General features: G+C 63.8%; 16 protein-coding genes. 9 read left to right on the top strand and 7 right to left on the bottom strand.

Annotation, left to right across the window (positions count from 1 at the left end):
- The first annotated feature begins 147 nt into the window (after positions 1–147).
- Positions 148–6912, top strand: coding sequence for a beta strand repeat-containing protein (locus ACOZKU_RS26750; protein ID WP_421581459.1), 6765 nt, complete (start codon positions 148–150; stop codon positions 6910–6912).
- Positions 6913–7488: 576 nt separating this feature from the next.
- Positions 7489–8025 (top strand): glyoxalase superfamily protein, encoded by a 537-nt coding sequence (locus tag ACOZKU_RS26745; protein WP_421581458.1) that lies wholly within the window; start codon positions 7489–7491, stop codon positions 8023–8025.
- 30 nt (positions 8026–8055) lie between these two features.
- Here ACOZKU_RS26745 and ACOZKU_RS26740 read toward each other — a convergent pair whose 3' ends face one another.
- The gene (locus tag ACOZKU_RS26740) at positions 8056–8565 is read right to left on the bottom strand and encodes a GNAT family N-acetyltransferase (protein WP_421581457.1); all 510 of its coding nucleotides are present in this window, start codon (positions 8563–8565) and stop codon (positions 8056–8058) included.
- A gap of 282 nt (positions 8566–8847) precedes the next feature.
- On the opposite strand from ACOZKU_RS26740, the gene ACOZKU_RS26735 reads away from it, so the two are divergent.
- Positions 8848–9834 (top strand): glutathione S-transferase family protein, encoded by a 987-nt coding sequence (locus ACOZKU_RS26735; protein ID WP_421581456.1) that lies wholly within the window; start codon positions 8848–8850, stop codon positions 9832–9834.
- Between the two features lie 2 nt (positions 9835–9836).
- Here the strand turns inward: ACOZKU_RS26735 and ACOZKU_RS26730 are convergent, their stop codons facing one another.
- Positions 9837–10328 (bottom strand): NUDIX domain-containing protein, encoded by a 492-nt coding sequence (locus tag ACOZKU_RS26730; protein ID WP_421581455.1) that lies wholly within the window; start codon positions 10326–10328, stop codon positions 9837–9839.
- Between the two features lie 125 nt (positions 10329–10453).
- Here ACOZKU_RS26730 and ACOZKU_RS26725 point away from each other — a divergent pair, with 125 nt between their 5' ends.
- The 5 genes from ACOZKU_RS26725 (at position 10454) to ACOZKU_RS26705 (ending at position 14430) form a co-directional block, all read left to right on the top strand.
- Positions 10454–11356 (top strand): metallophosphoesterase family protein, encoded by a 903-nt coding sequence (locus ACOZKU_RS26725; protein ID WP_421581454.1) that lies wholly within the window; start codon positions 10454–10456, stop codon positions 11354–11356.
- A gap of 116 nt (positions 11357–11472) precedes the next feature.
- A complete protein-coding gene (locus tag ACOZKU_RS26720; RefSeq protein WP_421581453.1) occupies positions 11473–12108 on the top strand; it encodes a tetratricopeptide repeat protein in 636 nt (211 codons plus the stop codon).
- Positions 12109–12301: 193 nt separating this feature from the next.
- Positions 12302–12820 carry an RNA polymerase sigma factor gene (locus ACOZKU_RS26715; protein ID WP_313529193.1) on the top strand — a complete coding sequence of 173 codons (519 nt, stop codon included), beginning with the start codon at positions 12302–12304 and terminating at the stop codon, positions 12818–12820.
- 2 nt (positions 12821–12822) lie between these two features.
- Complete coding sequence (locus ACOZKU_RS26710) at positions 12823–13674, top strand: anti-sigma factor family protein (RefSeq protein WP_421581452.1); 852 nt, start codon at positions 12823–12825, stop codon at positions 13672–13674.
- A gap of 189 nt (positions 13675–13863) precedes the next feature.
- Positions 13864–14430, top strand: a complete 567-nt coding sequence (locus tag ACOZKU_RS26705) for a hypothetical protein (RefSeq protein WP_421581451.1) — start codon at positions 13864–13866, stop codon at positions 14428–14430.
- Positions 14431–14501: 71 nt separating this feature from the next.
- On the opposite strand, the gene leuA is transcribed toward ACOZKU_RS26705, so the two are convergent.
- Positions 14502–16211, bottom strand: coding sequence for a 2-isopropylmalate synthase (gene leuA / locus ACOZKU_RS26700; protein ID WP_314085493.1), 1710 nt, complete (start codon positions 16209–16211; stop codon positions 14502–14504).
- A 392-nt stretch (positions 16212–16603) separates the two neighbouring features.
- Here leuA and ACOZKU_RS26695 point away from each other — a divergent pair, with 392 nt between their 5' ends.
- The gene (locus ACOZKU_RS26695; RefSeq protein ID WP_314085495.1) at positions 16604–16798 is read left to right on the top strand and encodes a hypothetical protein; all 195 of its coding nucleotides are present in this window, start codon (positions 16604–16606) and stop codon (positions 16796–16798) included.
- Between the two features lie 53 nt (positions 16799–16851).
- On the opposite strand, the gene ACOZKU_RS26690 is transcribed toward ACOZKU_RS26695, so the two are convergent.
- From ACOZKU_RS26690 to ACOZKU_RS26675, 4 genes are all read right to left on the bottom strand, one after another.
- Complete coding sequence (locus tag ACOZKU_RS26690; RefSeq protein ID WP_314085497.1) at positions 16852–17430, bottom strand: ATP-dependent Clp protease proteolytic subunit; 579 nt, start codon at positions 17428–17430, stop codon at positions 16852–16854.
- Positions 17431–17570: 140 nt separating this feature from the next.
- Positions 17571–18035: a preQ(1) synthase gene (gene queF / locus ACOZKU_RS26685; RefSeq protein WP_314085499.1), complete on the bottom strand. Its 465-nt coding sequence runs from the start codon at positions 18033–18035 to the stop codon at positions 17571–17573.
- On the bottom strand, positions 18032–18949 hold the full coding sequence (locus ACOZKU_RS26680) for a cation diffusion facilitator family transporter (protein WP_421581450.1): 918 nt from the start codon (positions 18947–18949) through the stop codon (positions 18032–18034). The genes queF and ACOZKU_RS26680 overlap by 4 nt, the downstream gene beginning before the upstream one ends.
- A 131-nt stretch (positions 18950–19080) precedes the next feature.
- Entirely contained in the window at positions 19081–21270 is a 2190-nt protein-coding gene (locus tag ACOZKU_RS26675; protein WP_421581449.1) for an anthranilate synthase, read from the bottom strand.
- Positions 21271–21336 lie beyond the last annotated feature (66 nt).

Below are 21336 nucleotides of genomic sequence, written 5' to 3'. Positions count from 1 at the left end.
CAAAACCGCAGAAATCCGGCCGCCTCCCGCGTGCCGGAAGACGACACCTGCAACTACAGGCTCAGGCAAGCTCACCCCTGTAACGCATACACTGACCGATAGTGGATTTCGTCTGTTCTTTCGTCTCATTTTCTCAGGATTTTACCTATGACGTCGATCGTTTCCTCCTTGAGCATCACCCAGATCAAGGCGCTTTCGACAGCCGCCATCCAGAGCTGGTCGACCGAGGATGTCGCCTCGCTGACGACCTCGCAGCTCAATGCATTCTCCTCCAAACAGATCGCGGCCCTTGAAGCGGAAGACATCGAGGTTCTCGGCTCGCAACAGCTGAGCGCCATCTCCAATACCGCCATCATCGGATTGACGCTGGAACAGCTCGGTGCGCTCGACCGGGCGATCAGCAGTCTCACCCCCAACCAGATCATGGCCCTCAGCACCACGCAGATGAAGGCATTGAATGAAGATCAGGCCGAAGCGCTGACATCGGCGCAGGTGCGCGTCCTGAGCGCCGCCCAACTCGCCGTCTTCACACCTGAGGAAATCGCCACCTTCTCCACCGAGGACATGGCCGCGATCAACTACAAGGCCGTGCAGGGCCTCAGCACGGCGGCCATCGCGCTGCTTTCGGACGAGCAGATCGGCACCCTGAACGCCCAGGCGCTGGCCGGCTTCTCGAACGTGCAGATGAGCGCGCTCACGCCCGAGCAGGTCGCCGCCCTTTCCACCGCGCAAGTCGCTCAGCTGAAGCCCGCGCAGATCGCGGCACTCTCGACCGCAGCCGTCGCCGCCTTCACCTCGACGCAGATTCCAGCCCTGACCAGCACCGCCATCACCGGCCTGAGCGCAACGCAGATTCGCGCGCTCGGCACCGACCAGCTCGAAGCGCTGACGCCGCGCCAGACAAAGATGCTGACCGCCGCGCAGCTGAACGCCATGGGCTCGGATGGCATCCTCACCTTTTCCTCGGCCGATATCGGCGCCATTTCCGTCGGCGCGCTCTCCGGCGTCAGCACCGGTGCGATCGCCGCGCTCACCAGTGAACAGATGGCCGGCCTCACCGCAAGCATCATCGCCGGGCTGACCGCCGCGCAGATCAGCGCCCTGACACCCGATCAGATCGGCGACCTGACATCCGCGCAGATTCGCGCCCTGAGCTCCACGCAGCTTGCCGGCCTGTCTTCCGAGGACATCGCAGCGCTTTCGACAGACGCCATGTCCGCCCTCACCGCCAAGGCGTTGAAGGGCCTCGGTACGGGTGCCATCGCAGCGCTGTCCGACAACCAGATCGCCGCGCTGACGACCGCGCAGATCAATGCGCTGGCTGCCTGGCAGATCGCAGCCCTCGGCACGGCCGGCATCTCCGAATTCAGCACGGCCCAGATCACGGCCATCAGCGCGGCGGGGATCACCGGCCTGACCTCGGCACAGATCACCGCCCTCGATATGGACCAGCTGGAAGCCTTCACGCCGGTCCAGACCAAGGCGTTCACGTCCACACAGCTCTCCGCGCTCGACGCCGACACGATCGAGGCCTTCTCGGCCATGGACATCGCCGCCTTTTCCGCGACGGCCATCGCCGGTCTCAACACGGCCGCCATATCGGGATTGTCTTCCGACCAGGTCGCGGCGCTGAGCGCCAAGACCATTTCGAGCCTGACGACGGCCCAGATCAACACGCTCTCGGCCGAACAGGCCGAAGCCCTGACTGTCGTGCAGATCCGCGCGCTGACCGCCACCCAGGTCGGCGCGATCGATCCCTACACGTTCGAGGCCTTCACCAGCACGAAGATCGCCGCCCTGCAGCCGGCAGCGCTCTCCGGCCTCGGCACCGATGCACTCGCCTCCCTCAGCACGGCACAGATCGCCGCGATGGCCCCCAGCCAGATCGCCGCACTCAAGCCCTGGCAGCTCGGCGCGCTCGATGCCGATCAGGCCGAGGCGCTGACGCCGGCGCAACTTCGCCAGCTGAGCGCGACGCAGTTGGCGGGTTTCAGCGCGGAAGCACTGGAGACCTTCTCGACCGCCGATATCGCAGCCCTGGCCAACAAGTCGGTTGCCGGGCTCACCACCGACGCGATCGCCGCGCTGTCGACTGCCCAGATCGCCGCCCTCAGCGCCGCCGCCTTCTCCAGCCTGACGGGTGCGCAGGTCGGCGCGCTCAGCACCGAGCAGATCGGCGCGCTTTCGACGCTGCAGGTCGCCGCCCTCGGCGTGACGCAGCTTCGCGCGCTGGATCCGGAAGGCTTCGAGTCCCTCACGTCAGCCCATATTGCTGCGATCAACAGCAAGGCCATATCGGCGCTCGGCACCGATGCCATCGTCAACCTTTCCACCGACCAGATCGCGGCCCTCAGCACCGGCACCATCGCAAGCCTTACCGCCAAGCAGCTCGGCGTGATGACCACGGCCCAAGCCGAAGCCCTCACCTCGGCGCAGGTGCGCGCCCTCACATCGAGCCAGCTTTACACGCTCGGCAACGATAATATCGCCACCTTCTCGACCGAAGACCTCGCAGCGATCCACAGCAAGGCCGTGCCCGGTCTTCCGACCGGTGCGCTTGCTGCTCTTTCCAGCAGCGAAATCGCCATCCTGACGACCGCCCAGATCGTCGGCCTCACCACCACGCAGATGGCGGCCATGGATCCGGATTTCCTGGGATCGCTGACGACAGCCCAGATCGCGGCGCTCAGCACCGCCGTCATCGCCAGCCTCAGCACGGCGCAGATCGCCGAACTCGACACCGCGCAGGCCGAGGCGCTGACCTCCGCGCAGGTGCGCGTCCTCACCTCGGACCAGCTGGCCGAGTTCACGTCGCAGGAGATAGCGACCTTCTCCACCGCCGATATCGCCGCCATCACCAGGGGCGCCGTCGGGCTGAGCGAGGAGGCGATCGCCGGCCTGTCGACCGCGCAGGCCGCGGCCCTCAGCCGCAACGCGCTTGCCGTTCTGACATCCGGGCAGGTCACGGCCTTGACGACCGCCCAGATCGCCGCCCTCACGCCGACGCAGATCGGCGCCTTCACCTCTGTCCAGATCGCAGCCCTCGAATCGCAGGACATCCGCGCGCTGTCCACCGCGCAGATCGCGGCAATCGCCAACCGTGCCCTTGCCGGCTTCACGCCGGGCACCATTGCCGGGTTCAACTCCGATCAGATCGCAGCCATCGGCACCATTGCTATCTCCGGCCTCACCACAGCACAGATCGATGCGTTGAGCTCCAATCAGGTGCGCCAGTTCTCGACGGCGCAAATCAAGGCACTGACCGCCGCCCAGGTCGGTGCGTTCGGGGCAAACCTGGCCGTGTTCTCGAGCGCGCAGATCGCAAGCCTTAGCACGACAGCCATTCCGGGCATGACCACCGATCAGGTCGACGATCTCACCGCAGACCAGATCGCGGTCCTCTCCACCGCGCAGATCGGCGCGCTGACCGGCCAGCAGATCTCTGCCTTCAGCCCGGAGGAGATCGCGGCCTTCACCACCACCCAGATCGCAGCCCTCGGCGTCACCGGCATTCCGGGCCTCACCAGCAACCAGATCGAGGCGCTCGGCACCGGCCAGATCGGCGCGCTCTCCAGCCGCCAGATGGGTGCACTCACCTCCGCTCAGCTCGGCGCGATGACCACCCAGAACATCGCAGCCCTTACCCCGGAGCAGATCGCCGGGCTCAATGCGGGGAGCATTCCGGGCTTCACGTCCCAGCAGCTCGCCACGCTCACCACCAGCCAGGCCGAGGCGCTGAACGAAGCGCAGATCGGTATCATCAGTTCCGAGCAGATCAGCGAACTCGGCACCGATGACATCGCCACCTTCTCGACCAAGGATATCGCCGCGATCACGGCGAGCGCCATCGGCGGCCTGTCGGCCGCAAAGATCGCCGCGCTCTCGCCGCAGCAGATCGCAGCCCTCAACACGGCGGCCATTGCGGCCATGACGACCGCGCAGATCGCAGCCCTTTCGACAGCGCAGGCCGAAGCGCTGACCAACACGCAGGTCGCCGCCCTCGGCTCCTCGCAGCTCTCCGCCCTCGGCGCAGACGATATCGCCACCTTCTCCTCCAAGGATCTCGCCTCCATCACCTCGGATGCGATCGGCGGTCTTTCGACGGCGACGCTGGCTGCCCTGTCGACCGGGCAGATTGCATCCCTCGGCACCGCAGGCATCAGCGGGCTGACGGCCCGCCAGATGGCGGCGCTGGGTACGGCGCAGGCCGAAGCCCTGAGCAGCACGCAGATCGCCATGCTCTCCTCCACCCAGCTGGCCGCGCTCTCCTCAGATGCGATCGCCACCTTCTCGACGCGTGAAATGTCCGTTATCGGCTCGGACGCCGTGACAGGCCTCTCGACGGGCGCGATCGCCGCCCTCTCCACCGGCCAGATCGCCGCGCTCAACTCCATGGCCATCGGCAGCCTGTTGCCGCGGCAGATCGCGGCGCTCACCAGCGATCAGCTCGATGCCATGACGCCTGCGCAGGTGCGTGCCCTCGGCGCCCGACAGATCGCTTCGCTCGGCACCGAATATATCGCCGCCCTTTCGACGGCACAGATCGCAGCGCTATCGACGGCCGCCGTCGCCGGCCTGTCGACCGCACAGATCGCGGCCATGACGACCGCGCAGGCCGAAGCCTTGACAAGCACGCAGGTCGGTGCGCTGACGTCGCGTCAGATCGCCGCGCTCGGCATGGACGATCTCGACACCTTCTCGACCGCCGACATGGCCGCCATCAGCTCCAGCGCGATGTCCGGCCTGTCGACCGGCATGCTCGCCTCGCTGACGACGAGCCAGATCGCCGCACTGGGCCCGGCTGGGCTTTCCGGCATGACGAGCGAGCAGATCGCGGCCCTCAGCAGCACGCAGGTCGCAGCCCTTACCACGGCGCAAATCGCTGGCTTCGGCTCCAGGCAGGTGGCGGGTCTCGCCACGGAAGACATCGCCGCCCTCTCGGCCGCGCAAATCGCAGCGCTCGGCACCGGCGGCATTGCCGGCCTGACGACCGCACACATCGCCGTGCTCTCCACCGCGCAGGCGGAGGCGCTGACCAGCACGCAGATCGCAGCGTTCAAATCGACGCAGATCGCCGCCTTCCACACCGACACGATCGAGACCTTCACCGCCCGCGAAATCGGCGCGATCAGCTCCAGCGCGGTCGCTGGCCTCTCAACCGCGATGATCGCCGTCCTGACGACGGCGCAGATCGCCGAGATCAACGGTTCGGGCCTGACGAGCACGCAGGTCAACGCCTTGAGCTCCCTACAGCTCGAAGCCCTGACGACGACCCAGCTCGCCGCGTTCGGCTCCGCCCAGGTCAGCGGCCTCGGCACGGACGATATCGCGCTGCTTTCGCCCGCGCAGATCGCTGCGCTCGGCACCGCCGGTGTTGCAGCCCTTTCGACCGGCCAGGTGGCGGCCCTTGCGCCCGATCAGGCCGAGGCGCTGACCAGCACGCAGGTCGCCGTGCTCAGCTCCACGCAGATCGGCGCGCTCAGCACGGATGACCTTGCGCAGTTTTCCAACGACGACATGGCCGCGATCAGCTCGCGCGCCGTGGCCGGCCTCTCGACCGCTGCGCTCCATGCCCTGACCGAGAGCCAGATCGCGGCAATGAGCCCGTCCGGCATTTCCGGCCTTGCCAGCGACCAGATCGCGGCCCTTAGCAACGATCAGGTCGAGGCGCTGACCAGCGCGCAGGTCGGCGCGCTCACCGCCCGCCAGCTTTCGGCCTTCACCGCCGACCAGCTGCGCACCTTCTCGACCGCCGACATGAGTGCCATAAGCTCGATCGCCATGTCGGGCCTGCCTGCCTCGATCCTGTCAGGCTTCAGCGCCGAACAGATCGCAGCCCTCAGCCCCGCCGGTTTCGCCGGCCTGTCGACGAGCCAGATCGATGCGCTCAGCACAAGCCAGATCGCCGGGCTTTCCACGGCGCAGCTTGCCGCCCTCGGCTCCCGCCAGATCGGCACGCTTGGCGTTGACGACATCGCCGCCCTGACGGCAGCACAGATCGCCGCCTTCAGCGCCCACGGGATCGCAGGTCTCACAGGCTCGCAAGCCGCGGCCCTGACGCAGGAACAGGCCGAAGCGCTATCTTCGACACAGGTCGCATCGCTCAGCTCCGGCGCACTGGCTGGCCTCTCGACGCAGGCGCTCGATACGCTCTCGCTGGCCAAGCTCTCGGCCATCGGCTCCACCGCCATCCGCGGCCTGCCGGCCAGCTATCTCTCGACCCTGTCCGACGCGGAAATCGAGGCGCTCAGCACCGGCGCGATCTCAGGCCTGACGAGCAGTCAGATCGGCGCGCTTAGCGTCACACAGCTGGAAGCCTTCTCGGTCGCGCAGATCGGGGCCCTCAGCGTCTCCGGCCTCGCTGGCCTGACGACTGCCCAGATGCAGACGATCTCGGCCGACGAACTCGCCGCGATCAGTCCCGCGGCCCTCAAAGGTCTCTCCTCCGCCGCCATGGGCTCGCTCTCCACCGAGAACGTCGCTGCGCTCAGCAAGACCCAGCTTGCCGCATTGAGCTACAGCCAGATGGCGGCGCTCAGCGCCACGCAGATCGGCGCGCTCTCGGCCGATCAGGTCGGCGCACTGACGGCAACGCAGGCGGCCGCGCTTGGCGCCGACGACTTCGGCCACTTCTCGGTCGATCACATCCTCGCACTGAGCTCCAACGCCATCTCCGGCCTCAGCACGGCTACGCTCGCCGGCCTGACCTCCGAACAGGCCAGCGCCTTCACGCCCGGCCAGCTGGCGAGCATGACCTCGTCGCAGATCAGCGCCCTTTCGCAGGCCGGCTCCGGCGGTGCTTCGGCGCAGAGCTTCTCGTTCACCGACACCTCGTCGGATATATCGGAACCCTCGTCCGGATCGGGCAACGACGAGATCGCCTCGATCATCTCGTCATACCTCTCGACCTGACGCGTTCGGACCGGAATCGAAAAGGCCGCCCCCAACATTCGAGGGCGGCCTTTTCGTTTGATCTGCATTTTCGGTCAGGACGGATTGTAGGTCGGGAACCCGCTGCATTTGCCGACCGCCGACCGGTGGCAATCGCTGGGCCGGTAAAGCCGCTTGTAGCCACCTCGTTCGGCGCGCAGCCGCTGCTTACGTTGATGCGCGCTGAGCTGCGCTTCGGAGCTGGAATAGTGCGTGCCGGTCCCCCGGGGCGGAGCTGTCGTGCAACCCGCCATACCGAAAGCGCCTGCCATGATCACGGCGACAACGGGGAAAAAAGCTCTGTTCCTGCGCATCCGATCCTCCTGCAATCGACCGAGCATAGCACGCACCGCCCTTTCGATGAATGACACAAGCGACTTTTCAAAGCGTCCTCGCCTGCGCTATGGTTCCACCACGGCCGGAGGCGGCCGGCAGACCCGCGCCTTTCCAAGGCATGGCGAACGCCTCCGAGAAACCCTTTCTCCACCGTTCATCGTGGGCGAAGGCGTCGGCAATGCGGGCACTGACGAGGACTTCGCCGCAACGAAAGGAACGGACATGCGCGATTATCGCGATGCCAAAGCCATGGCAAAAGCCCTGCGCGAAACCCTTGCAGCCCGCAACACCAAGATCAACCACAGCGAAGCGCTGGAAATCGTCGCCCGCCAGTTCGGCGTCGATACCTGGAACATCCTGTCGGCAAAGATCGAGGCCAAACCCGAGCCGGCCGGTGTGGTCTTCGAGCTTGCCGTGCCGATCATGCGGATTTTCGACGTCGCGAAGGCACACGAATTCTATCTCGGCTTCCTGGGCTTCTCGATCGACTGGGAACATCGCTACGGCGACAATTTCCCCCTCTATACGCAGGTCTCCCGCGCCGGACTGCGCCTGCATCTTTCCGAACATGCCGGCGATGCGACACCGGGCAGCACCGTGGTCGTCTATATGAAGGGCATCCGCGCCTTCCAGGAGGAACTGATCGCCAAGGACTACCGCTATATGAAGCCCGGCCTCGAAGACGAAGGCACGCGGCTGGAAGTGACGGTCACCGACCCCTTCCAGAACCGCATCCGCTTCATGGAGCACAAGGATTGAGGCTCTGACAGACGAGGGGTTTTCCCCTCGTCACTCCGCCCGCCAGGCGATGACGCCTTTCAGCCGCTCATGCGTGTCTTCCGCGAAGGGCATGACGAGCACGCGGGCGGGATCGACCGGGCCGGGGAAGGCCAGCGCATTCCAAGCGACCTTTTCGAAACCGAGCGGACCGTAATAAGGCGGATCGCCGACGAGCACCACAGCTTCCGAGCCCTTCCGCTTGGCGGCGGCGCAGGCGATGCGCAGCAATTCGCGGCCGATGCCCCGGTTCTTATGCGAGGGGCGGACTGCGAGCGGGCCGAGCAGATGCGCCTTCACGCCGCCGGCCAGAACCGGCGTCATGCGTACCGAGGCGATCGTCTCGCCGTCATCCGTGCAGACGAAGGAGAGCGACAGATCGTGCGGCCCCTGCTCGCGGATGCGGGCTGCGGCACGCACATGCCGGCCGGGACCGAAGGCTTCTTCGTTGATATGTTCGATGGCGGCGTCGTGGGAGGCATCTTCCGTCAGGTAGACGATATCGTGCTTGAGCATGTTCATGAGATCAGGAAACCGGATACGAAGCTAGGGATGCGGGTTATCGCGCCGCCGCCGAAGGGGGCGCAGCAGGAGCATCAGCGTCGTCGTGGGTTTCCCGTGTGGAACATGCGATCGTCTTCCTCGCCGGCTTGAGCGCCGGTGCTGATCTGCGCGGATAGCAGAAATTTTCAGTCTGTCAAAGAGCAAAACGCACCGTTCACTAAAAAGCGCCTATCCAGCACATGCCCATGCGCTATCTATGAACGCAAGTTCAGGCCGCGACCGGCCACAAAGGAGATCATTATGGGCATGCTTGTTGACGGCGTCTGGCACGACGTCTGGTACGATACCAAAGCGACGAAAGGGCACTTCAAGCGCTCCGTCTCGCAGTTCCGCAACTGGATCACGCCGGACGGCGCGCCCGGCCCGACCGGCGAAGGCGGCTTTGCGGCCGAAGCCGGCCGTTATCACCTGTATGTGTCGCTCGCCTGTCCCTGGGCGCACCGCACGCTGATCTTCCGCAAATTGAAAAAACTGGAAGACCTGATCAGCGTCTCCGTCGTCGATCCCCTGATGCTGGCCAAGAGCTGGGAGTTCAAGGGCGAGAACGGCGGCACGCTCGATCCGTTGTTCAACGCCTCCGCCCTCTATGAGGTCTATCTCAAGGCCGACCCGCACTATTCCGGCCGCGTGACCGTGCCGGTGCTGTGGGACAAGAAACTGAACCGGATGGTCTCCAACGAATCGGCCGAGATCATCCGCATGTTCAATTCGGCCTTCGACGGCCTCACCGGCTCGCGCGACGACTATTACCCGGAAATCCTGCGCGCCGAGATCGATGCGCTGAACGACAGGATCTACGACACCGTCAACAACGGCGTTTACAAGGCCGGCTTTGCAACGACGCGGGAAGCCTATGAAGGCAGCGTCACCACACTGTTCGAAATGTTGGACAGCCTGGAAGACCGGCTTTCGAACAGGCGCTACCTCACCGGCGACCGGATCACCGAGGCCGACTGGCGGCTCTTCACAACACTGGTGCGCTTCGATCCCGTCTATGTCGGCCATTTCAAGTGCAACATCCGCCGCATCGCCGATTATCCGAACCTCTACGGCTATCTGCGCGAGCTCTACCAGGTGGAGGGCGTCGCCGAGACGGTGAACATGCGCCACATCAAGGAGCACTATTACCGCAGCCACACGATGATCAATCCGACCGGCATCGTGCCCGTCGGCCCGGAAATTCATCTGGCAACGCCGCACGGCCGCGACGCGCTGAAGGCGGCCTGAGCCTACCAGACATCCGCGAAGGCGGCCCGCCCGGCGATTTCCTCCAGCCGCCGGCGGGTCGCCGCGGTGGTGGCCGCGGGCAAGGCATCCAGCGCGAAGAAGCCGGCCTCGACAATCTCGTGGTCTTTTGGACGCGGTGCGGTCTGCGTGACGCCATCGCAGCGATAGAGCAGGACGTGATCGCGCTTGCTGGTCTGCCTGTTGAAATAGACCTGCAGAAGTTGCGGCGGCGCGTGCAGCACGAGATTGCCTTCCTCGCGGATTTCCTTCGCGACGGCCTCCAGCGCCGTCTCGCCCCGCTCGATGCCGCCGCCCGGCAGGTGCCAGCCGGGCACATAGCTGTGGCGCACGAGAAAGACCCGGCCCGCCTCATCGAAACAGGCCGCCCGCACGCCCATCGTCATGCCGCGATCCACGGCAAAATAGAGATGCACGAGACGGGTCATGACGCGCGCCGCAAGACTGCGGGTCGGTGGCGAAGCGGGTGGCGGCATATCCTGTTCCATTCCGGCACTTCGCCGGAACCTTTCGGCCAAATCAAGCCTTGCAGGCCGAAGCTTCGGGAATATCCACGCGCTTCGCGTTTCCCTATGCGGACTTATGCTCTAAGGAGGGGGGTATGTTCAGACTTGCCCATATATCGGACGTCCATCTCGGTCCGCTGCCCGCCCTCACCTTTCTCGAACTTTTTTCCAAGCGGATCACCGGTTTCGTCAATTGGCACCGCAATCGCCGACGCCATCTGTTTACCAACACGCTGGACATCGTGCTCGATGATATCGAACGGCGAAATCCCGACCATCTGGCGATCACCGGCGATCTCGTGAACCTCGCCACCTCGCTGGAAATCTCTGCGGTCAAGAAATGGCTGCCGGAAGCCGGGACGCCGGACCATGTCTCGGTCGTGCCGGGCAACCACGACGCCTATGTGCGCGGCGCCTACGAGAAGACGACGCGCGCCTGGTATCCCTATATGCGCGGCGATGCGGCCCCGGCCGAATGGGAAGAGGACATGCATGTCTTCCCCTATCTGCGCATCCGCGGGCAGGTCGCGATCATCGGCTGCTCGACGGCCATCGCGACACCCCCCTTCTCGGCGTCGGGCTATTTCGGCAGCCGGCAGGCGCGCGAGACCGTCAACCTGCTGCGGGCGGCCGGCGAGGCCGGGCTCTTCCGGGTCGTGATGATCCACCATCCGCCGATCCGTGGTGCGACCGCGTTCCACAAGCGCATGATCGGCATCCGCCGCTTCGCCGCGACGATTTCCACCGGCGGCGCGGAACTCGTGCTGCATGGCCATACCCACCTCAACACCGTGCACTGGCTACCGGGCCAGACGAAGCAGGTTCCGGTGGTCGGCATCGCCTCGGCCTCGCAGGGACCGGGCGGCCACAAGCCGCCAGCGGGCTACAATCTCTTCACGATCGCGGGCGCACCCGGAAACTGGAACCTCATGCGCGAGCGCTACGCGCTGACGCCGGACGGCCTTGCGCTGACGCTTGCTGAAACCACGCGTTTCTGACGCTTTCCAGCGAATAAATCCTCTAGCCCATCCGTATGTCCTTCTCAGAGCGGTCTGCCGAAAGCCGGCCGTTCGAGACGGCCCGCGTCCGGCAGATTCCGATCGAGAGGGAACTCATGACCATGCTTCGCCACACCATGCTGCTTTCATTCTGCGCCGCCGTTGCGCTGACGGCGCTGTCGGCCGCGCGCGCCGCCGATTCCGACACCACCACGCCGCCGGTCGCCACGGAAACGACGACAACCTGCACCGACGGCAAGATCTGGAACGCGGAAAAGAAGGAATGCGTCGCGCCCGAGGACATGAAGCCTGCCGAGACCACCCCGGCTGAAGGCACGACCCCGGCTGACGACAAGGCCAAGACCGAAGAGCAGAAGAAGACCGAGCGGGAGATCGACGACAAGCTCTATGCGGCCGCCCGCGAATTCGCCTATGCCGGCCAGCATGAGAACGCGCTGCGGGCATTGCGCGCCGCCTACAATCAGGAAGACCCGCGCATCCTCAACTATATGGGCTACAACACCCGCAAGCTCGGCAACATTGAGCTCGGCATGAGCTACTACAAGCGCGCGCTGCAAAAGGACGAGAACTATATCCTCGCCCGCTCCTATATGGGCCAGGCCCTGATCGAACAGGGCGACATCGAGGGTGCGCGCGTCCAGCTCGTCGAAATCCGCGACCGCGGCGGCGAGAATACCTGGGCCTACCGCGCCCTTCTCCAGTCGCTCGGCGGCGAGCGCACCACCTACTGACCTGCCGTCAGGCGCCGTCCGAAACCGGGACGGCGCCCATCACATCACGATCAATCGTTGAGGAACGCGGGAAACTGCGCTCAGGGATGCCGTTCATGCTTGCAGACCCTAGGAAGAATGTTTCATATCAGGCGGTCGCTTCACCTCAGGGAGCGAATAGAGTTTTGATCCCGAACGTTTCCTTGGAAAAGCAATGCGTCCGACGGCAGAATCGAATGAGTTCCGGCGAGAATTGGTCAATCTGCTGCCTAAGTTGCGTCGTTTTGCCATGACGCTGACGCGCAACAGCAGCGATGCGGACGATCTCGTGCAGGAGGCTTGCGAAAGAGCCATCACACGGGCTCATCTCTGGAACGGGGAAGGCCGGCTGGAAAGCTGGGTTTATGCCATGACACGCAATCTGTGGGTGGACGAGATCCGCAAGCGAAAGGTCCGCACAGGCCAAGGCACGGTAGATGTCGCCGAGCAGGATACTCTTCACATCGAGGCATCGGCCGACAAAGCGGTCTATGCCAAACAGTTGCACAAGTTGATCATGACCATGCCCGAGGGCCTTTCCAGCGTTTTTCTTCTGGTGAATGTGGAAGGCCATAGCTATCGCGACGCCGCCGATATTCTCGGCATTCCGATCGGCACCGTGATGAGCCGGCTTTCGGCGGCCCGCATCCGGCTGGCGGCCATGATCTCCGAGCAGACGGAAAGGAGGGCCTGAGCGTGGAAAGCACACAGGGTCTTCCGATCGAAGTGCGGCTGTCGGCCTATCTCGATGGGCAACTGCCAAAAGCGGAAATGAACGAAATCGACGAAATCCTCGCGCAGGACGACGATGCGCGCGCGGTCTTCGAAAAGCTGAAGCTCGGCAGCGAGTTCGGCGCGCGCGCCTTCGAGCGCATGTTGCAGGAGCCGATCCCGCTCGATCTCGTGCGCAACATCAAGGAAGCCCGCGCCGGCGATGACGACGAAGCGCCGAAGCTTGGCATCGCCGGCATTCCGGTCGCCGCCACGCCCGCGCCACGCCGCAGCGCGTTCTGGCCGCAGGCGCTGGCCGCATCGCTGGCGATCTTCATGGCGGGCGGTGTTGCCGGCTATCTGATCTCCGAGCAGCAGGACACCGACGCACCGCTGCAGATTGCCGCCGCACCGCGCACCTGGCTGGACGATATCGCGGACTATCACCGCATTTATGCCCGCCAGACGCGCCATCTCGTGGAAGTGCCCGCGAGCGAGCAGGCGCATATCGTGGAATGGCTGTCGGCCAGCACCGGCGTGCCCTTCAACCTGCCCGATCTATCCGGCCAGAACCTGAAATTCGAAGGCGCGCGCCTGCTTGTGGCCGGCGGCAAGCCGACGGCACAGCTGCTGTATCGCGATGCCGAAAACGAAATCTTCGCCATCTGTTTTCTGCAAAGCGACCCGTTCGAAGGCAGGACGACGCTGGCCGAAAGCATGCGCAACGACATCGGTCTCGTCTCATGGCAGCAGGGCAAGGCTTCCTACGTCGTGGTCGGCCCGTCGGCGGACCCCAATCTCGAGCGCATCGCGGAAGCGGTTTCCACGAGCATCTGAGCAACCGACGCATACCAGGACGGCAGAGCTACGCCTCCGCCGCGCCCATGCGCCTTCCGTGTTTCGGCACCCCCATCTCCCCTCCGATCACACCCCAACTTTGGCCAAGTCCTGCGCCGCGTCCGTCCACAGGCCACTTGTGGCCGCCGCTGTGATCGTCCATGAGGGTTTGATATTGGGGAGAGTGGAATGAGCGATGCCTTCGGTTTCATGTTCGCCTTTTACGGCCTCTTGCTGGGCCTTGCCGTCGTCGAGGTCGCCTCCGGCTTCTCGCGCGCCTATGACGAGCGCCAACAACGCAAGATTGGCATTGTCGCGCCGCTCTTCGGCCTGCTGCTTCTGGTCGATCTCATCACCTTCTGGATGAATGCCTGGGCCTATCGCGACATGGCCGAGGTCAACTACATCATCGCCTATGCGGTCGCGGTCGTCGCCCTGCTCTACTATTTTGCCGCCACACAGGTTTTCCCGAAGGCGACCGAAAAGAACACACTCGACAACCACATTATGGAGCATCGCCGTGTCGTGGTGTTCTGCGTGCTGGGCAGCAATCTGATGACCCAGATCCCGCCGGCGATCTCTGCCGTCACCACGCCATGGCCGCTGTCGACCTTCGCGCTCTGGATCACGCTCAATTCGATCTACTACGCGCTTCTCCTGACCGCCGCCTTCGCGAAGAGCAAGCGGGTGGTGACGATTGTCGTGGGGGTGGCGGTGCTTTATGTCCTCACCGCGACGGCACTGTTTGCCGGATAGGCTTTCCGCAAGCCCAAACGAAAAAGCCCGGAAGCGTTCGCTACCGGGCTTTGTTTTGAAAGGCGTTACGATCAGCCGCGCGTCGCGAGCACGCGGTTGGCGGCCGAGACGATGGCTTCGAGCGAGGCCGTCACGATGTTGGTGTTGATGCCGACGCCGAACAGCTTGCCGCCGGGATGCACGACTTCGACATAGGCGATGGCCGCCGCATTCGAGCCCTGCTGGAGCGAATGCTCGGAATAGTCGGCCACCGACATCGGAATGCCGAGATAGATCGACAGAGCATTGATGAAGCCGTCGATCGGGCCGGTGCCCTTGCCCTCGATGCGCTTCGTCTCGCCGCCATCGGTGACTTCCGCGGCAACGATGCGCGAGCCCTTCTGGCCGCTTTCGTCCGGATAGGTGTGGTGATCGACGAAGCGCAGGCGCGTGCCCGGCTGCGTGACGTAACGCTCCATGAAGCTCTCATGGATGCGCTTGGCCGGCAGTTCGACGCCCTCTTCATCCGTGATACGCTGGATCTCGTCGCGAAACTCGACCTGCAGGTTGCGCGGCAGGTTGATGCCGTAGTCTTCCTGAAGGATATAGGCGATGCCACCCTTGCCGGACTGCGAGTTGATGCGGATGATCGCCTCGTAGGAGCGGCCGACGTCCTGCGGGTCGATCGGCAGATAGGGCACTTCCCACAAAGGCTTGTTGGCTTGCCTGATCGCCTTCATGCCCTTGTTGATGGCGTCCTGGTGCGAGCCGGAGAAGGCCGTATAGACCAGCTCGCCGACATAGGGGTGGCGCTCGGGAATGGCCATCTCGTTGGAATATTCATAGACCGACTTGATGCGCTCGATATCGGAGCAGTCGAGCTTGGGATCGACGCCCTGCGTGTACATGTTGAGCGCCAGCGTGACGACGTCGACATTGCCGGTGCGCTCGCCATTGCCGAACAGCGTGCCTTCGACGCGGTCGGCACCCGCCATCAGGCCGAGTTCCGTCGCAGCGATGCCGGTGCCGCGGTCGTTGTGCGGATGCAGCGAGATGATGACGTTCTCGCGGTTGTCGATGTTGCGGCACATCCACTCGATCTGGTCGGCATAGATGTTCGGCGTCGCCATCTCGACGGTCGAGGGCAGGTTCAGGATCAGCTTGTTGTCCGCCGTCGGCTTCACGATCTCGACGACCGCGTTGCAAATTTCCAGCGCCACTTCCAGCTCGGTGCCGGTGAAGCTTTCCGGCGAATATTCGAAGCGGTAGCCGCCGCCGGCCTTGGCGGCCATGTCGGTGATCATCTTGGCGGCGTCGGTCGCGATCTGCTTGATGCCGTGGACATCCTTGGCGAAGACCACCCGGCGCTGCAACTCGCTCGTCGAATTGTAGAAGTGGATAATCGGGTTATGCGCGCCTTCCAGCGCCTCGAAGGTGCGGGTGATCAGCTCCGGACGGCACTGCACCAAAACCTGCAGCGAGACGTCCTGCGGCACGTTGCCCTGCTCGACGCACCAGCGGGCGAAATCGAAGTCGGTCTGCGACGCGGAGGGGAAACCGATCTCGATTTCCTTGAAGCCCATGTCAAGCAACAGCTGGAACATGCGGGCCTTGCGGTCGTGGCCCATCGGGTTGATCAGCGACTGGTTGCCGTCGCGCAGGTCGACCGAACACCAGATCGGCGCCTTGTCGATCACCTTGCCAGGCCAGGTGCGGTCGGGAATGTTGATCGTGGGATAGGGCTGATACTTGGTTGCGGCTTCAGGCATGCCCTGCTTGGGAGAATGGGTCTTCAAAATCATTGCTTCGTCTCTTCGTCATCCCGGCATTCGCGAAAGCGTCATAGCGCCTAACGAGCGCGAATGCACCGGAATTCATACACTGGGGGTGAAACGAGGAGCTATTGCCGGGCGGGCTTTGTCGGCCGCCGGGCGCTCCTCAGCGAACCCGGCAACCGCGCGTAAGGCCGAGAAGAAGAAGCGAGGAGAAGCCGCGCGAACGCTCCGCGACAGCAGTGCTGCCACGGGAAACGCGTTCGATGATCTGTGCGCTGGTCTTCAACATAGGCCGTCTATACCGGCGGGATAATGAAAGCGCAAGCGCCCGCCGCCTGAAACTTTGATACCTGCCGCATCGTTCATTAAAAGACACAATTGACGCGGACAATCAAAGCACGCAGCTTAGGCGGACGATGATGAAGTATCTTTCCCTTATCCCCCTCGCGCTCCTTGCCGGATGCATGACGCCGCCCTCGCCCCAGACGATCGAGGACAACGCCTATTGCACCCGCCTCTACGGCGCCGTCAGCGACTACAAGACCCAGTGTCTTTACGAGCGCTCGATCGGCAACAACGATCCACGCGATCCGTTCTCGCGCCGCAAACAATAAAAAACCCTCCGCCCGGAGGCGGAGGGTTCTCGATCCAGCGAAAACGCAGCCGCTTAGATATCGGCCTGCGAGGTCACGATGCGGGAAACGAGGCCATAGCCCTTGGCTTCCTCGGCGGAGAGCCAGTAGTCGCGGTCCGTGTCCTTGGCGATCTTTTCGATCGGCTGGCCGGTGGCGTCGGCGAAAATCTTGTTCAGGCGCTCGTTCATCTTGATGATTTCACGCGCCTGGATCTCGATGTCCGATGCCATGCCGCGGGTGCCGCCCGACGGTTGGTGCAGCAGGAAGCGGGTGTTGGGCAGGCAAAGGCGCCGTTCCTTGGGCGCGGCGACATAGATCAGCGCACCGGCGGAGGCGACCCAACCGGAACCGATCATCCAGACCTTCGGCTTGATGAACTTGATCATGTCATGGATCGAATCGCCCGATTCGACATGACCGCCCGGCGAATTGACGTAGATGCGGATGTCTTCGTCGCTGGCGGCGGCAAGCGCTACGAGCTGCGAGCAGACCTTCTGCGCCAGCTCCTGGTTGATCGGCCCATAGATGAAGATCGAACGCGACTTGAAAAGGTTCGCCTCCGTTTCCTTGCCCAGGGGCAGTTCCGTCTTCTTGTCGTCCTCGTCGCTCATCCAAAGTCTCCGGATTTGTCGTCAGAATAGTCTTGGTCGCTGTCAGATAATGCGACTCACTGGCCAAGACAATGCAACAAAACCGATAGAGGGCGATAGAGCCCGCCGACATGACCGGAAAACACGGTAAATGGCGCCGGTCAGCCGCGGCCGCGATAGGGCTGCACGCCCTGTTCGGGGATCCATGCGCCCTCGGGTGCCGCCCCGGTCTGCCAGAAAACGTCGATTGGGATGCCGCCGCGCGGATACCAATAGGCGCCGATACGCAGCCATTTCGGCTCCAACAGGTCGACGAGCCGCTTGGCGATGTCGATGGTGCAATCCTCGTGGAAGGCACCGTGATTGCGGAAGGAATGCAGATAGAGCTTCAGCGACTTCGATTCGACCAGCCAGCCGTTCGGAATGTAATCGATGACGATATGCGCGAAATCCGGCTGGCCGGTCATCGGGCAGAGCGAAGTGAATTCGGGTGCGGTGAAGCGCACGACGAAATCCGTGCCGGCATGGCCGCTCGGCACGCGCTCCAGCACCGCCGTATCCGGGTCCGTGGGGAGATCGACCTTCTGCCCCAGCTGGGAAAGGCCTGAAACGTCCGTCTTGCTCATCGTAAAACCCTTTCGATCTTGACCCTGATGCCATGCGCCTTTTCGGTTTCCGGCTCGACATGGATGGCGATCTGCGCACCGGGCTGTACGGCGACGATCGACTCCTCCAGCCGGTCGCAGATCTCGTGCGCCTGCCCGACCGGCATCGCCGCCGGCACGACGAGGTGGAAATCGACGAAGGTGGCCGATCCCGCCCGCCGGGTCTTCAGATCATGCACACCGAGCGAGCCCGCGCCATGGGCTGCGATTGCAGCCTTGATGGCCTCCGCTTCACCCGGCTCAACCGCGTGATCCATCAGGCCATCGACCGAATGGGTAATGACCTTCCAGCCCTGATAGAGAATGTTGAGCGCAACGAGCACGGCCAGCAAGGGGTCGAGCACCGCATACCCCGTCAGGATGGCCAGCACGAGGCCGACGAGCACGCCCGCCGAGGTGACGACATCGGAGAGAATGTGCTGCCCATCCGCCGACAGCGCCGGCGAACGATAACGGCGGCCGGCGCGGATCAGCACATAGGCCCAGAGCGCATTGATCGCACCGGCCAGAAAGTTGATCGCAAGGCCCAGCACCGGCGCTTCCATGGCGGTCGGCGCGAAGACGGCCGGCAGGGCCTCCTTCACGATGAGCAGCGCCGCAACAACGATCAGCACGCCCTCCAGAACCGCCGAAAGATATTCGGCCTTGTGATGACCGAAGGGATGCGTCGTGTCGGCAGGCTTGGCCGCATAACTGATCGCGGCGAAGGCGACGATGGCCGCCACCACATTGACGGTCGATTCCATGCCGTCCGACAAAAGCGCCACCGAACCCGTCACCCACCAGGCAACGAGCTTCAGCCCCATCACGCCCAATGACAAGGGGATGCCCCAAAGGGCCAGCCGCTTGACCGTGCTGCTATCCGTGTTTTCCATAACGCTCTCCATGCGCATGCAAACGAGTTGCAAAAAGCCTGGCCCATCAACGCAAAACCGCGCGCACGGGGACGTGCACGCGGTTTTCTCTTGAAGTCCCTATCGGCCAGTTCGGCCGTTTTGTCAAAGCCTCAGGCGGCTTTGACCTTCGCTTTTTTCGAAAGATGCGCCACCACGTTCTCGATCATGCGCATGCCGGCATCCTGGCCGAGCGTCATGATGGATTCGGGATGGAACTGCACCGCGGCGACCGGCTCGCTTGAATGTTCGATGCCCATGATCGTGCCGTCCTCGCTTTCCGCCGTGATGATGAAATCACGCGGCAGGGTCGAGGGGTCGGCAAAGATCGAGTGGTAACGGCCGACCGTCACTTCCTTGCCGAGGCCGGAGAACACGATGCCCGGCTCCAGCACGCGGATGCGCGAGGGCTTGCCGTGCATGGGGATGGCGAGCTGGCGCAGATCGCCGCCATAGGCCTCCGCCAGCGCCTGCAGGCCGAGGCAGACGCCGAAGATCGGCAGGTTGCGGGCGCGCGCCTTCTTGATCGTCGCCTTGCAGTCGAAATCCTTCGGGCTGCCAGGACCGGGCGAGAGAACGACGAGATCGGGCTTGATCCGGTCGAAGATTTCTTCCGGCACCGGCGTGCGCACGGTCGTCACGTCGGCGCCTGTCTGACGGAAATAGTTGGCGAGCGTGTGGACGAAGCTGTCCTCGTGGTCGACGAGCAGGATCTTGACCCCGGCACCGACCGACGCAACGTCGCGCTGGCTCTTTGCGGAATTGCCCGACTTGGCGTCGCGGATGGCTGCGATCATGGCGGAGGCCTTCAGTTCGGTTTCGGCTTCTTCTTCGTCCGGGTTGGAATCGTAGAGCAGGGTCGCGCCGGCGCGCACCTCGGCAATGCCGTCCTTGATGCGGATGGTTCGCAGCGTCAGGCCGGTGTTCATGTCGCCGTTGAAGCCGACCATGCCGATCGCCCCACCATACCACGCGCGCGGGCTCTTTTCATGCGCCTCGATGAAGCGCATTGCCCAGAGTTTTGGCGCGCCCGTTACCGTCACAGCCCAGGCATGCGACAGGAAGCCGTCGAAGGCATCCATGTCGTCACGCAGGCGGCCCTCGATATGATCGACCGTGTGGATGAGGCGCGAATACATCTCGATCTGCCGACGGCCGATGACCTTCACCGAGCCGGGTTCGCAGACGCGGCTCTTGTCGTTGCGGTCGACGTCCGAGCACATGGTGAGCTCGGATTCATCCTTCTTCGAGTTCAGGAGCTTCAAGATCTGCTCCGAGTCGGCGATCGGATCGTCGCCGCGCTTGATCGTGCCCGAAATCGGGCAGGTCTCGATGCGGCGGCCCGACACGCGCACGAACATTTCCGGCGAGGCGCCGACGAGATATTCCTGGTTGCCGAGATTGATGAAGAACGAATAGGGCGACGGATTGATCGCCTTGAGACGGCGGGAGATTTCCGACGGCTTGCTTTCGCAGCGCTCGAAGAATTTCTGGCCCGGCACCACCTCGAAGAGATCGCCGCGCCGGAAACTTTCCTTCGCCTTGACGACCAGCTCGGCATACTCGCCGGGGCGGTGATCGCCATGCGGCGGGATGACGTCAACGGTCTGGAACGGTTCGGACGCGATGGTCTCGCCCTTGCCTTCGGTCGAAAGGCCGTCCTTCGTAAAGTCGTAGCGGTCGATCCAGGCCTTGGCGGCATAGTGGTCGACGACGAGGATTTCATCCGGCAGGAAGAGCACCATGTCGCGCTGGTCGTCCGGCCGCTTCAGCTTCAGGTCGATGGCGTCGAATTGGAAGGCGAGATCGTAGCCAAAGGCACCGTAGAGGCCGAGGCTCGCATCCTGATCGGAATGGAACAGGTCCGTCACGGCGCGCAGCACCGTGAACACCGTTGGCATCTTGGAGCGTTCTTCCTCGGTGAAGACCCGCTCGGGCAGCTTCACGTCGAGATCGAGCCGTGTGGAGGTGCGCGCGCCGAGCTTCAGCTCCGGCACATGGGCCAGACGCTCGGCGATAAAGTCCAGCAGCACCTCGCCGCGGCCATTGTAGGCTTCGATCCAGACGGAGCGGCCGAAGGAGGAGATGGCGAGCGGCGGATCGACGACGGCGGTGTCCCAGCGCGTGTAGCGGCCGGGATATTCGTAGTTCGAGGAGAAGACGGCGCCCCGCCGCTCATCGAGCTTGTCGATATAGGCGGAGATCGCATTTGCATAATCCGCCGCGCGGCGGCGACGGGTGACGGTCACGCCACCCTTGGTTTCATAGGCTTCGCCGCCGTCTTCCAGTATTCTCGTCGCCATTCCCCAACTCCGTTTCAGGCCCGGTTCGAGGCGGCTGAAAACAAAAAAGCCGCCTCGAAACTTCCG

The organism is Shinella sp. M31, from assembly GCF_049199205.1.
In the GTDB taxonomy this organism is placed as follows: domain Bacteria; phylum Pseudomonadota; class Alphaproteobacteria; order Rhizobiales; family Rhizobiaceae; genus Shinella.
This window is presented reverse-complemented; position numbering and strand designations above follow the sequence as displayed.